The organism is Ktedonobacter sp. SOSP1-52, from assembly GCF_016587395.1.
Genome location: NZ_BNJH01000002.1, coordinates 2,059,634 through 2,072,848, shown reverse-complemented (window position 1 = coordinate 2,072,848; position 13,215 = coordinate 2,059,634). Strand labels below are relative to the sequence as shown.

9 protein-coding genes are annotated in these 13,215 nt (G+C 54.1%); 6 read left to right on the top strand and 3 right to left on the bottom strand.

What is annotated here, in order from left to right; translation table 11 throughout:
* Positions 1-99 precede the first annotated feature (99 nt).
* The 3 genes from JMJ16_RS24380 (at position 100) to JMJ16_RS24370 (ending at position 3,116) form a co-directional block, all read left to right on the top strand.
* Positions 100-1,020, top strand: a complete 921-nt coding sequence (locus tag JMJ16_RS24380) for a translation initiation factor eIF-2B (RefSeq protein WP_201385702.1) — start codon at positions 100-102, stop codon at positions 1,018-1,020.
* A gap of 169 nt (positions 1,021-1,189) precedes the next feature.
* Positions 1,190-2,641, top strand: coding sequence for a gamma-glutamylcyclotransferase family protein (locus JMJ16_RS24375; protein WP_201385699.1), 1,452 nt, complete (start codon positions 1,190-1,192; stop codon positions 2,639-2,641).
* 181 nt (positions 2,642-2,822) lie between these two features.
* Complete coding sequence (locus JMJ16_RS24370) at positions 2,823-3,116, top strand: GYD domain-containing protein (RefSeq protein ID WP_201369536.1); 294 nt, start codon at positions 2,823-2,825, stop codon at positions 3,114-3,116.
* 126 nt (positions 3,117-3,242) lie between these two features.
* Here JMJ16_RS24370 and yvcK read toward each other — a convergent pair whose 3' ends face one another.
* Positions 3,243-4,280, bottom strand: a complete 1,038-nt coding sequence (gene yvcK / locus JMJ16_RS24365) for a uridine diphosphate-N-acetylglucosamine-binding protein YvcK (RefSeq protein WP_201369535.1) — start codon at positions 4,278-4,280, stop codon at positions 3,243-3,245.
* A 458-nt stretch (positions 4,281-4,738) separates the two neighbouring features.
* Here yvcK and JMJ16_RS24360 point away from each other — a divergent pair, with 458 nt between their 5' ends.
* Positions 4,739-5,857 (top strand): tetratricopeptide repeat protein, encoded by a 1,119-nt coding sequence (locus tag JMJ16_RS24360; protein WP_201385698.1) that lies wholly within the window; start codon positions 4,739-4,741, stop codon positions 5,855-5,857.
* A gap of 43 nt (positions 5,858-5,900) precedes the next feature.
* On the opposite strand, the gene JMJ16_RS24355 is transcribed toward JMJ16_RS24360, so the two are convergent.
* The gene (locus tag JMJ16_RS24355; RefSeq protein ID WP_201385697.1) at positions 5,901-6,785 is read right to left on the bottom strand and encodes a hypothetical protein; all 885 of its coding nucleotides are present in this window, start codon (positions 6,783-6,785) and stop codon (positions 5,901-5,903) included.
* Between the two features lie 100 nt (positions 6,786-6,885).
* Here JMJ16_RS24355 and JMJ16_RS24350 point away from each other — a divergent pair, with 100 nt between their 5' ends.
* Both JMJ16_RS24350 and JMJ16_RS24345 read left to right on the top strand, forming a co-directional pair.
* On the top strand, positions 6,886-8,874 hold the full coding sequence (locus JMJ16_RS24350; RefSeq protein WP_201385696.1) for a glycoside hydrolase family 15 protein: 1,989 nt from the start codon (positions 6,886-6,888) through the stop codon (positions 8,872-8,874).
* Between the two features lie 135 nt (positions 8,875-9,009).
* Positions 9,010-10,353 carry a calcium:proton antiporter gene (locus JMJ16_RS24345; protein ID WP_201385695.1) on the top strand — a complete coding sequence of 448 codons (1,344 nt, stop codon included), beginning with the start codon at positions 9,010-9,012 and terminating at the stop codon, positions 10,351-10,353.
* Positions 10,354-10,411: 58 nt separating this feature from the next.
* Here JMJ16_RS24345 and JMJ16_RS24340 read toward each other — a convergent pair whose 3' ends face one another.
* The gene (locus JMJ16_RS24340) at positions 10,412-12,673 is read right to left on the bottom strand and encodes a protein kinase (RefSeq protein ID WP_201385694.1); all 2,262 of its coding nucleotides are present in this window, start codon (positions 12,671-12,673) and stop codon (positions 10,412-10,414) included.
* Between the last annotated feature and the right edge of the window lie 542 nt (positions 12,674-13,215).

Here is a 13,215-nt window from a genome sequence, read left to right as displayed (position 1 = left end):
GATCTCCTTTGCTGGAGATGAGGGTCGTGTTTGCTATACTGAGTTGACCGATAGACGAGGATTTACGTGTATTTGCCGTGAGCATAGTGGGAGGAAGCAATGCAACAGTTTTTTGAGCGAGCCGAGCAGATTGTAAGAGACCGGGACCATGGCTCACGCTGGTTGGTGCGTGAAGCGGTGCTCCTGCTGCGCAGTCTGGCTATGGAGCAGTCTATAAACCCGCAACAACAGGTGGAGACGCTCTTTGCGGTGGGGCGCAGGCTGGCATTTGCGCGGCCCGCGATGTCGGCCTTGCCCAGCGCGGTCAGCCGTGTCCTATGCTCTACCCATGGGCCAGAGACTGATGTTGCGGTTATCGCGCAGAAGGCGACAGACTTTCTGGAAGCATATGACGCGGCTATCAAGCAGATTGTAGAGCATGCACGACCAGCTCTCCATGGAAATGTCCTGACGTGTAGCCTCTCGCATACGCTGGTTGAGGCGTTGGAGGCATGTCGTGAGCGCGTCGAGCAGGTCTATGTGCTGGAGGGGCGTCCACGCTATGAAGGCCGAACGATGGCGCAGCAACTGGCCCTGGCGAACATTCAGGTGACCTTGCTAACGGACGCCCAGGCCGCGATTTTTCTCCCCCAATGCCAGTGTGTGGTGGTTGGTGCGGATAGCCTCCTGGCGGATGGCACCGTGTTGAATAAGGCTGGAACCGCTTTGCTGGCCTGGGCTGCTCAGGGGTACCAGGTGCCTTTGTATGTGTTATGTGAAACCCTGAAGATTTCGTCCCGGCGTTGGAGCGATGACCTGGCGCAATTTGCGGAGAGAGCGCATTTGTTGGAGGAGAAAGAGGCCAGCGAGGTCTGGGATCAGCCTCCAATCGGGGTGACGGTGCGTAATTATTACTTCGATGCGACGCCTGCAAAGCTGGTTCGTGGCTGGCTGACGGAGCGTGGTAGCTTAACTGTGCCAGAGATCGCCAGCATTGCTCACGAGACGCAGCAGGCCATACACATGCTTGAGCAGAGATAGAGCTTATGACGCACCTTTTTTTTAGCTACTCCTGTAGTCCTATTTATTTGGTAAAATAAGGAGATAGCTGTATTCTGATATACAGAACGCCACTTATTTTAGCATGCATTTATCGCGTAATTATAGTATGCACTTTGTAGAGATGGGGATGTGGATGAAGGAGAGTGCTGTGGAGAACCCACAAAAACAGCCGGAGAAAGCCGAGGCTACCCAGGAAGAACATCAACTCAAGCCAGTGAATGCGGAGACAATCTCGATCATCCGTAGTAATACACCGCGACCGCTCAAGGTCGGACCTGGCTTTATTATTTCAGAGCAGAGGCTGCCTGCAGGGCTTCCTCTCTCGTCACTGTTTCCCGCCAGTGCGCCAGGAGCGCCTCCGCTTCCCGAAGAGATGGCTCCTCTGGATGAGCAAACTCCTCTTAGCTCACAACCCGTGCCTGGAGCACATGAGCAAACAGCATCGGTTATGGAAGATAATCAGGAGTTTGTCTGGCTCTTTGAGTATGCGTTGGAAATGGATGCAACGATGCTCAATAGTCCAGAGGGACTGAATGGGCAGGCCTTGCTCTATGGACCCGCGGTACTCAAGGGCTATCATATTCTCTTTGGTATGACTCCTGGCGATGGGAACAATGGGGAAGGCAATAGCCGGACCATCGCGACAGTCGTTCCGGGTTCTGGCAGAGAAAGCGAGGTCTGGGGCGTCCTCTATCGTGTCCCACGGAGCCTGACCCTGCGTAGCAGCAGCGCGCCTTCGCTCTTGGACGCGGTCCATGGAGCCGTTCCGCCTCATCAACTCTTTCATCCAGTCAAAGCGACAGTCCATGAGACGTATCGTGGCCGTGATGTATCCTGCATTGTCTATATTGCAACCGAGCGGGTGCGCCAGCAACTGCGTGTATTTTCGCCCTCGTCACACCCAGTCGGTGCGGCATTTGTGCAGCGCGTCGCCGCCATTGCACAGCACCAGAAGCTACCCGAAGCCTATCTCAATACCTATCTCTTACCACTCGCGGCGCCAGTGAGCATGCCAGAGCGTCCATCTGAGCGCTCGTTTCTGGGTGTGCCTCTCCCAGTGACAAAACTCAACTCACAGACCGTCCCCTCCCCTGTGACATCGCCGAGTCTCTATTCCTCGGTACCCCCCTTCTCGCAAGCCAGAATGCCTCAGCCTCCGCAGATGGCATCCTGGTTTGTGGGTTTTGCCTGGTATCTCTCGGCGCTCTTTCTGGGTGTGCTTTTCTGTGCCTTCTGTCGTAGTTTTAGCCCGGGAAGCGCGTTTCTTGTCGATAATGCGACCCTGTTAGGGGTTCCCTGGCTGGTGTTTGTATATGGCCTGTTGGGGGGCTGTATAAGCTGCCTTATTTCGCTTGGCCGATTGTCTCAGCGCTCGATGGCATTGCTCACTATGCGCCAGGATTCTATGGTCGTAATTATTACCTGGTTTGCGCGTCCATTTATTGGGGCTGTGTTGGGCCTCCTTGTATATCTGTTTCTGGACAGTGGTCTCTTCCAGTTTGAGGGGGTGCTGACGACGCATCCCGATATCGCGTTTTTGTGCGCGGCCCTGGCCGGTTTGTGTGAGTATAAGCTATTCCACACCAGGCGTCTGCGGTAGCGCGATCCAAGGTGAATTTGCGTATAGCTCCCGCTGGGTCGTGGAATACTGGTCTTGTTGTACCTGTGTTTGTATGGCCTATTGGGGAGTACAATGAAACATGTAGAAGATAGTTTTGGCGAATATGACTCTCACTCTATTTGGGCTTTAGTATGTAAACAATGCACATGGAGGGAGCGGCATGCCCACGTATATTAGCCTGGTGAATTTGACTGAGCAAGGTTTTCAGGAGGCCAGAAGTGCCCCTGAGCGCCTCCAAGCCTTCGAGACAGCTGTGCGGGAGGTCGGAGGGAGGCTTGTTGGTTTTTATCTCGTGATGGGACAGTATGATTATATCGTCATCACCGAGGTCCCAGACGATCAGACCGCTACGCGCCTTATCTTAGGTACCATTGCCCAGGGCAGCATGCACACACAAACTATGCGGGCTTTCCCTCGTGAGGAGTTTGAACAGATTGTGCGTGGCCTCTATTAGTTAGACTCTTCACCAGGCTTGTAGGGTCCATGCTGGCATGGACTGCGTCTCCCAGCAGATGGTTACTGGGCTGCGGGGCGAGGGAGTCCATGCCAGCATGGATCCTACAAATCTTATGCACTTGCTCTACTCGTGAAGGTCTGGACCCTGGAAGATGGCGCGTACCAGGCGTTCAGGATCATGGCGTGCCAGGGTGTCACCCTCGAAGTTGAGCTGCTCAGTGGTTATATTGGGTACCAGTTTGCTAAGGCGATTGTGATCGACGCTCACTGGCTCGCTTCGCTCCTCCAAATATTTGGCGCGCAGGTCTGGAGAAAAGGTTCCGGTATTGACGATAACCCGGTCGACACGCGCTCCCAGGTAGCGATGAATTTCATTGACAAAATCTGAGGCCTTATAGCCATCTGTTTCGCCATGCTTGGTCATCAGGTTGCAAACATAGACCTTCTCGGCTTCCGACTCACGAATGGCTTTGGCAATATCAGGCACCAGTAAATTGGGGAGGAGGCTGGTATAGAGGTCGCCCGGGCCAATAATGATGGTGTCTGCCCGGCGAATGGCGCGAATGGCCTGGGGGCAGCCCGCCACGTTCTCAGGCATGAGGCGCAAGCGATGAATAGGAGAGAGGTCGGTGAGATTCTTCTTGCCTCGTGTGTCGATGACCGTCTCACTACAGATGGTGCTTCCATCTTCCAGGTCGGCGCAGAGCGTGGTCGGTTCGAGGGTAACTGGTACGACATTGCCCGCTGTCCCCAGTAACTCCTGGGTGTCTTCAATTGCGAGTAACAGGTTGCCACCGTTGATATCTTGCAAGCCTTTGATAATCAGGTTTCCCAGGCTATGACCACTGACCCCTCCCTTGGCCTGTTCCTGCGTTCCCTCGTCATCTCGCTCAAAACGATGCATGAAGACTTCACGCCAGAGGGCACCATGACGCGCCAGCGCTACCAGGGACTGGCGGAGATCGCCCAGAGGAAGTTGCCGGTGAAACTCGTCCATAAGCATACGCGAACTACCACCACTGTCGGACATGGTCACAATCGCGGTGATATTGAAGGGGTATTTTTTCAGGTGGGATAACATGGAGAAGGTGCCTGATCCTCCCCCAATCGTTACAACCCGCCGCCCTTCAAAACGATCTCCCAATTGATAATAGCCTTGCATCGCTCGTCTCCTGGGGCTGGTTCTTGCAGCATTCTCTTCTGGTTGCTGTGTATCGTCTGTATACATGGTTATAATATCCGGTTTCTATACTGATTCCTCGCTTGCGGAGGAAGTGAGTTGCGTGCTTCTGTCTATGTGGGCCTCTATGTGTCAGTCTGTATACTTGCTCCTCAGTCTATCACGACCCTTGACGTCCTGCAAGGAAGCAGCAGCCAACTAAATGCAGAATCGGTGTAGATACTGTAAGTCCTACGTTCTTGTGTAAAAGTAAATATTAGATTATACTGTGTGTAACGGGAATCTCTCTATCACTTTGTGGGCGCGGTGTTAGAGATGTAAGATCTCCCGTTTGTATTTTATTACCCCCTTTTATTGTAGTCTTTTGTTAGAAAATACTTACTCCTTCTCATAGAAGTGTGTTATAATTCCACATATTTTTGTGTAGAAGAGAGGCGCTCATGACGAATAACCTGGATACGCAGTTAATATTGTATCGCGCTCATCTACAATTAGAACAAGGGCAACACGAGAGTGTGTTTGAGATCTTGCAGAACTGTGTTTCCCAGGATGACAAACAGCAACAGGAAGTTACCTATCTCTCAGGTTGGGCCTATGTGTTGGGCAAGCAATGGGGCGAGGCTGAGCGTATGCTCTCGCCAATGCTAGATGCACAAACGCAAGAGTTCGGTCGTACTATTCAGTTAGAGCGAGAACGTATCGCGTTTTTCTTGCTTGTTCTGGGACTGGTAGCCAATTACCTGGCGCTCTATGAGGATGCCTCGCTGCACTTCTCCACGTGTTTAAAAGTACTGCATGTCCGGAGGATTCACCTGCCCAAGGTGCGGATGCAAGCGCGTTATGCGCTGGGAATGGCCAATCTCTTGAAGGGGCAACCCCAGGCCGCACTCCAGTGCTTTACTGAGACGCTCAAGCTCTGCCAGCATTACCAGGAAACGGAAATGCCCGCTCGTGTATATCATGGCCTTTGTGAAGGCTACCAGGCTATTAGCGCGTATGAGCAAGCCTATGAAGCCGGGCAAGCCTCCCTACTCCTCTATCAGCAACACTCCGATCATCAGCAGTGCGCCTCATTGCATCAAGCACTTGGACAGATCTGCTTCCATCTCGAAAAGTATCGTGAAGCGCGCGAACACTATACTCAGGCGTTACAGGTGGCGCAGGAGATGCAAGATCTCCTATTGCTAACCACTAATCATGCCCTGCTGGCTGAATTATGCCTGGCTGAGCGCAGATTAGAGGAGGCCAGACACTATAGCCAGCTCGCTATGGTGCATGTTGAGCAACTGAGCAATCCTGCTATGCAGAGTAAGGTCTACGTGGCAATGGGGAGGGTGAGCTGCGAGGAAGCGATGCATATGGAGAGTGAGGCACAGAGGAGCCTGCTGGAGACCACAGTCACTTATTTTAAGCAGGCACTTGAGGGTTTGAAGCGCATCCAGGCGCATCAGGAGATGGCAAATCTCTACAGTTTACTGGCGCAAACGTTAGAGATGTTGGGGCGTGAAGAAGAGGCGTTATTGTGCTGGCGCTCGGGCTTTAAGGTCTTGCAGGAGTAGCCCGACGCTGCTGAGGCACGCGTGCTTCAGCAGCGTCGGTTGCCTATTCCGCCTTCAGGCGTAGCAGCATGATGCTATGCCAGAGGTTCCATATGCCAAAGAGCAAAATGGCGAAGGTGGTCAGCGTGGCCTGCCCCGTCGAAGGCGCGCTGGCGACGCCAACCGCGCTTCCGCTCAACAGTGCTGCGACTGCCAGGGCCATATAGCTAAACCAGAGCCAGTTGCCAGGCCAGAGGCGCTTACCTGCGCGGGCAATCATAGCACCAAAGAACATGGAACTGATGGCAATCAGGCCAATGCTAATGGTATTGGTCGTAATGGTAAAGATGGCATCAAACGTCCCTATGTTGGCGGGCGTTTCTCCCGTTTGCATAAAACCATGGCTGGCGTTCAGGAGATAAATGGTTCCCAGGACTGTTCCAAGCACAAATAAAGCGATTCCAGCTGTTCCCGTCCAGACCGCAATGATCGCGAAGCCCTTGCCCCGCCAGGCAAATTCAGGCATCGTGTTCTCTTCTGTTGCCTCTTTTTCAGGCTCAATTTCGTTGGCTTCGGCCTCTTCTTCAGCGAGCTCTTCTAGCTCTTCATTTTCTTCTAGCTCTATCTCGGCTTCGGCAATACTCTCCTCATCGGGCGAGCGGCCCAGGATTTCTTGCGCTACAATAATGCGATAGAGCGTATAAGGCATGGTGAAGAGAATGGCGAAGGCAATAGCGAGCAAGCCGCGATAAATAACAAAGAGCGGCGTGTGGTTGCCAAGCCAGAAGAGATAATCGTTGAGATGACCCATGGTACGAGTATCACTAAAGCCAGTGGGGTTCAGCACCAGCACCTGGTAGAGCGGAATTACTACCAGCAGGAGGAGCGAACTCACCAGGTAGTAGAATCCGTTAGTGCGTAGTCGTGCTAATAAGCTGCGCTTTCTCATGAGTGCCTAACCTTCTTTTTTCTTATGTCGCATCATAGAGTATCGCAGAAAAAAGCAATCTTCACAAGAGTTACTTCTGATCCGAAACAAGGAGTCTTTTATGCCACGTGATCTTCCATTGGGTAATGGCCACTTGCTTGTCAACTTTGATAAAAGCTATAACCTGCGTGATATCTACTGGCCACATGTCGGCCAGGAACTGCATACAGCGGGCGATATTTCGCATACAGGTATCTGGGTGGATGGGCAGTTTGCCTGGCTTGACGCGCCAGAGTGGCAGCGAGAGCTTCTCTATGAGAAAGAGACGCTGGTAACCCACGTCACGCTGGAGCATCCACGACTGCAAGTGCGCCTGGTGTGCACGGATGTGGTAGATTTTGATCGCCCCATTTTGATTCGGCGGATTGAGGTTACAAACCTGGCCGAGCAGGCGCGGAACGTCCGTCTCTTCTTCCACTACGATTGGCATATCTGGAACGACCGGGATGCCAATACGGTCTTTTACTACCCTCAACAGCAAGCGTTGATTGCCTACAAGCAGCAGGGCTATTTTTTGCAGAGCGGGCAGGTGGGCCAGGGGGAGCAATGCGTGATGGGCGTGAGTAGCTGGGCTACGGGTGTCAAAGAGGTAAATGGCGCGGAGGGGACCTGGCGCGATGCCGAAGATGGAGAGCTTGGGCGTCATGCTATCGCGCAAGGTTCTGTGGATGGCACCATTGCCCTCCACCTGCCAACCATCCAGGCAGGAAAGAGTGAGCTTGCCTATCACTGGCTCGCGGTCGGCTCAGATCTACCTGCGGTTGTACGGCTCGATCAACTCGTGCGTGAGCGTGGTGCTGAAGGCCTGCTTGAGCGTACGCGTAACTACTGGTTGTGCTGGGTGAACAAGGAGGGACAGGTCTTCGCGGACCTGTCACCAGAACTGGTTGACCTCTATAAACGTAGTTTGCTGGTGCTGCGCACGCAGATTGACGCAGGCGGCGCGATCATGGCGGCCAATGATGCGGACGTCCAGCATTACAATAACGATAGCTACTCCTACATGTGGCCACGAGATGGCGCCCTCGTCGCCAATGCCCTGAGCCATGCGGGCTATGGCGAGATTACGCGTAGCTTCTTTGACTTCTGTGCCGGCGTGCTGACGGAGGATGGCTACCTGTTGCACAAATATAATCCAGATCGCTCCTGGGGCAGTAGTTGGCAGGCCTGGGTCGATGACGAGGGAAAGCCCCAACTCCCCATTCAGGAGGATGAAACGGCCCTGGTGATCTATAGTCTCTGGCAGCACTACCTTTGTTTTCGCGATGTCGAGTTTGTAGCTCCGCACTTTCGTTCCCTGATCGTTCCCGCAGCCGATTTTCTCGTCTCCTACCGCGAGCAGACGACGGGCCTACCTGGTGCCTCCTTTGACCTATGGGAGGAGCGGCGCGGCATCTTAGCCTTTACCAATGCCGCGGTCTATGCTGGCTTGCAGGCGGCGGCCAAATTCTCTAGCTTCTTTGGCGAGAAGGACCTGGCGGCCAAGTATCAGGCGGCAGCCGAAGAGATCAAAGCAGCGACCATCCAGCATTTCTGGGATGAGCAGCGAGGGCATTTTGTGCGTATGCTTGTTGTTGAGCAGGATGGTATCATCCGCAAGGATGCCACGCTGGACAGCAGCCTGTGTGGCCTCTTCCTCTTTGGGATGCTGTCGTTGGATGATCCCCAGTTGCGTGCGACGATGCAGGCCCTGGAGCAGGTTCTCTGGGTGAAGACCGAGGTGGGTGGTATGGCCCGCTACGAGAACGATTACTATTATCAAGTTACACACGATATGGCTCAAGCGCAAGGAAACCCGTGGTTTATCTGCACCCTCTGGTTGGCTCAGTATCGCATCGCCTGCGCGCAATCGCTCGATGCCTTGCACCAGGCGCTCCCCTTGCTAGAGTGGGTACACAAGCACGCGCTGGCCAGTGGTATCATGGCTGAGCAGGTTCACCCATTTCAGGGTGAGCCGTTGAGCGTCTCCCCGTTGACCTGGAGCCAGGCCGAATTTGTCATGACCATTCGCTGGTACCTGGGAAAATATGCGCGTTTACAGGAGAAATAAGATATACTGATGAGCAGACCGTGCTACAACGGTTCTGCCCACATATGCGTGTAAGAGTGAGGTAGCAAGCCGCGCCACTTCATTGATGAGGCATATGTGGAGACAATGTTTATCGTGTTTAGGGAGGGAAACCAGATGCCGCGCTGGCTATATTTCCTATTGCTCTTCGCTGTGATCGCGATAGGACTTGATCTTTTGCATATTGAACTTCCACCACTCCTGCTGTTTCTGATTGCTGCCCTGGGCATTGTGCCTCTGGCTGCGCTTATTGGACAGGCCGTTGAGGAGGTCGCCGAGCACACGGGTGAGCGCATTGGCGGACTGCTATTCGCGACCTTTGGCAACGCCACCGAGCTCATTATTAGTATTCTGGCCTTGCGCCAGGGTCTGGTCAATGTTGTCAGCGCCTCTATTATTGGGGCCATCCTGGGCAATGCGCTTCTGGTCCTGGGAATTTCCGTTTGTGTAGGAGGCTTTAAGCATGGGCGCCTGAAGTTTGAGACGCGCCCCGCGAGTCAGTATGCCTCACTCTTCGCACTCTGTATGGGAGGCTTGATTCTGCCTACTCTGGCCAGTTTTCAGGCTAAAGCCGTCCATTATGACCCTGCGATGGAGCATAATCTCTCGGATTACGTGGCCGTGGTGTTGCTCGTGGGCTACCTGGCGTCGGTGCTCTTCAGTGTCTTCCATGTAGGTGACAAAGCGGAGGAGGGCGAGGAGGAATTGAACGTGACTGTAGGCGCGCGTTCCATGGCCGCCATCTCGCGCTTGCTCACGTATCGGCACCACGTGATTCAGAGTGGAATCCAGGGGAAGACAGGGACACTGAAGAAGATCGATAGCGCCGTTGACGCTATTATGGAGCACGAGAAGGCGCGTAGCACCGTGACTGTCAAGGCGCAGGGGGAGTCAGAACAGGCTGGACAGAAGAATGGACAGCCTGCTACCACCCTTGATCCAGTTGCCGCCAACCTGGCTCATCCCGAGGCGAAAAAAGTGGAGACACAGGAGCATAAGCCGCCCCTGTGGCGTTCCTTGCTCTTGTTAGCCGCGGCCACAATAGGGGTGGCCCTCGTTTCTGAAATTCTTGTAGGCTCAATTGAGCCTGTAACGAAGACGCTGGGTTGGAAAGATGCCTTTGTGGGACTGGTCTTCTTGCCCCTGATTGGTGCCTTGCCCGAGTACTTTAATACCATTTCTATGTCGCTGGATAAGCGCATTGGAATGGTCCTGGCGGCCTCGGCTGGCTCTTCGATCCAGATCGCCCTGCTGGTGGCTCCGATCCTGGTGCTGATCAGTCTCTTTATGCCACAGCGCCTGGACCTGGTGTTTAGCGTGGTTGAACTCTCAGTACTGGGCCTGACGACCTTCTTGTTCAGCGAGATTACCAGGGATGGTGAGCTCGTATGGCTTGAAGGCTTGCTCTTGATTCTGCTCTTTGGCATGATGGCGGGGACCGTCTTTGTCTTCGGCGTTTAGAGTATGAAAAAAGGGCAGTGGAGAGGTCGCGACGCCTCCACTGCCCTTTTTCTCTGTTCTAGAAAGGGATGGTGAGGACGTCGTGGCCCTCACGGCCAGCTTGTACGAGTGGCGAGACGAAGAGTTCAACCGCGAAAGGCTGCTCATAGAGTGGATTGCGAAATTCGTCGGTGAAATGAACATAGAGGCGTTCACGGCGTCCAGCGACCGAGCTTTCAAAGGGCTGCATTGGAATCGTGACCTCAGCGGCGTAGCCCTTGCGTGGCACCTGGATATCGGCCTTTTGTACGACATAGGCCAGGCGCTGGACGAGGGTGGTGCGGATCTCGATATGTACCAGGTCACCCGCCGCGAGAGCACTCAGTCCACTGAGGGGAGTATCGGCGGTCGCCTCGTCAGGAATATGCGGCTCATCGCGTCCCATGATGCTGATGCGCAACGTATAGCTCTGATCTGGTTGGACACGTAGCGGAATCTCGATGAGGGCCGCGGCTGCGATATCACGGCGCTGAACACCCAGGATAAAGTGTTGCAATTGCTGGAGCACCGGGTGCTTGGCACTGGTCTCCCTGGCCTGTGTGCTCAGCGAACGAACGATGTGCGAGATTGCGGGCAGGAAGCGATCGTTGACGCGCTCGCGCACACGCTGCACCAACTGGTGCTCCTTGATTTTCGCTGGCAACGCGTTGGATGCTGGCAGGAGTGATTTCAGGTCGGCGACCAGGCCATTGTCGTTCTCCCCTCCGGCTGGTTTCTCGGGCTCGGGCTGGGAGGTCGAGGCTTCTTCTCGGTGTGGTTGTATCGCTGGTGCAGCCTTGGGTGTGGGCGGCAGGCTCAATGCCATTGTAGGTTGGGCATCGATGGCCTGCGTATCAATATCGGCGGTCGCCCTGGGTTGTCGCGAGAGCGCTGGCATACTGATGGTTTTCTCGCTACTAATGGTTGCGATCTGCTGGGTCTTGATATCCTCAATGGCGCTTGCGGAGGCTGTTGCCGCCTCGGTCGTTGAGTCCGCCGTGTGTTCGCTGGCGTTGGCCTCCGGCTTTGGCGGGACAGCGGCCCCTGGGACGGTCTTCTCTGGTGACTGTGATTGCGATTTGGGGTGAGACCGAACAATGACGGTGGCTTCGCTATCTCTCGGAATGATAAGCGTCTTCTCGCCCTCGCTGGTGGCAGCAGAGGTTGCCTCAGAGTTAGTACCGGGCGCTGTGATAGTTTGCCTCTGCGTCGTCTGCGAGAGCGCCTGATTCTCCTGGGCAATCTGGGCGCGCTTACGTGTCATACGGTTGGCGTTTTTCACTGGGCGCACGGGTTTGGTGCTCGAAGAGAGGTCGAGCAGGATCTCCGCGAATTCTTTGACGCTGCGAAAGCGTTTGGCTGGGTCTGTGCTCAGGGCCTTGCTCACGACCTCGTCGATCTTACTGCCAATCTGGGGATTGATCTCACGTGGCGAGGTTGAGGGGCGTTTTTTGCGCTGTGTGGCCTCGTCTGGCGCCGTCCCGGTCAGTAGGAGGTAGAGGATCGCACCCAGGCTATAGATGTCTGTGCTGTGATCATATTTGCCTTGCTGTGTCTCGGGAGCGCTGAAGGGATTGCGTGTCGTGACCTGAGTCGAGTCATCCAGCGCCGAAGCATCTAGCAAGTTCCGAATGGCGGCCGGAAGCCAGGAGACCATCAGGGCTGGCAGGCCATCATAGGCGTTACCATCCACCAGGATCGCGTGCGGATCGAGGTCGCCGAGAACAATATTTTGTTTATGCAGGCGTTCAACCACCTTGCTCAGGCGATAACCCCAGCTAATGGCCGTATCTTCATCGGGAAGCCCCGCTTCGCTTTCCAGGAGGTCATGCAGCGTCTGGCGATGTCGGGCCTCCTGTTTCTTCTCTGCGCCCGCGAAAGGCCAGTCCGCTACCAGGTAGAGGTGCTCCTGAAAGTAGCGCAGATCTATAGCAGAGGTTAAATCGGGGATGCGTTTCTGGCGTAACAACTCACACTCTTGCTGAGCGGCTTCAAGAGCTTGTTGTTGAGCGGCTTCATCGAGCGCCGAGAGATCGATATCGCGGATGATGACCTGGTGATGCGACTGATTATCCTGGGCGAAGAGGAGTTGCACCAGACCATTGCGATGAATGAGGGAGGTGATACGATAGCGCTCAGCGATATCACTCTGATCTATAGGGGTCATGGTTCTGACGGTTTTATCTATGCGCTGGCCGCAGGAGCCACAAAAAGTTGCGTGTGGGGGCAGGACCGCGTTGCAGTTATTGCAGCGCACAGTCGTAGGCTGTTTCTGGTCAGATGGAGTTTGTGTTACGCTCATGTTCCTCTACTACGCCTTTTTACTCTAGAGTTATCGTGCCTAAGAAAATTATAGCATACCAGGTATGTACCAGAAGCGTTATCAACAGCATGTCAGATGATATTTCGCGAAGGAGGCGCGCTATAATCGCCTGCTTGGCTCAGAAGTTGGCAAATATGCATGGCTATTGTGACACAATGAGAGTCTACAAACTAGTGTGTAGCAAATCTGGATAGAACGGGGACTACACAGAGTGATATAGGATAAACAGGGAAGTACCCGCTCTCCCGAATTTGCTGCACAAGCTGAAGGGCAGACCCCATAGTAAGTATACGTATGAGGCCGTAAAGTGGTTAAGCTTTCTCCCGCTATTATTAAGCATAGACGTATGGGGAAGCGAAATGTTTCTCCCTAAAAAGGTGGATCTTCTGGTGAAAGTGACATGCAATTGAGAGAGAAGGCGGTTGGTGACCCGTTTCTCCCCTTGTCATGACTCCTATGTTTTGCTAGAATCCCAAATGGGATAACAGGCACTCTTCCTCCCATGTGACGAGAACCGTTAC

Bases quoted from the DNA above. Each gene is read 5' to 3' on its own strand.
- JMJ16_RS24380 (WP_201385702.1), top strand. From the start codon at position 100: ATGCAACAGTTTTTTGAGCGAGCCGAGCAGATTGTAAGAGACCGGGAC.
- JMJ16_RS24370 (WP_201369536.1), top strand. From the start codon at position 2,823: ATGCCCACGTATATTAGCCTGGTGAATTTGACTGAGCAAGGTTTTCAG.
- yvcK (WP_201369535.1), bottom strand. From the start codon at position 4,280: ATGCAAGGCTATTATCAATTGGGAGATCGTTTTGAAGGGCGGCGGGTT.
- JMJ16_RS24360 (WP_201385698.1), top strand. From the start codon at position 4,739: ATGACGAATAACCTGGATACGCAGTTAATATTGTATCGCGCTCATCTA.
- JMJ16_RS24355 (WP_201385697.1), bottom strand. From the start codon at position 6,785: ATGAGAAAGCGCAGCTTATTAGCACGACTACGCACTAACGGATTCTAC.
- JMJ16_RS24350 (WP_201385696.1), top strand. From the start codon at position 6,886: ATGCCACGTGATCTTCCATTGGGTAATGGCCACTTGCTTGTCAACTTT.
- JMJ16_RS24345 (WP_201385695.1), top strand. From the start codon at position 9,010: ATGCCGCGCTGGCTATATTTCCTATTGCTCTTCGCTGTGATCGCGATA.
- JMJ16_RS24340 (WP_201385694.1), bottom strand. From the start codon at position 12,673: ATGAGCGTAACACAAACTCCATCTGACCAGAAACAGCCTACGACTGTG.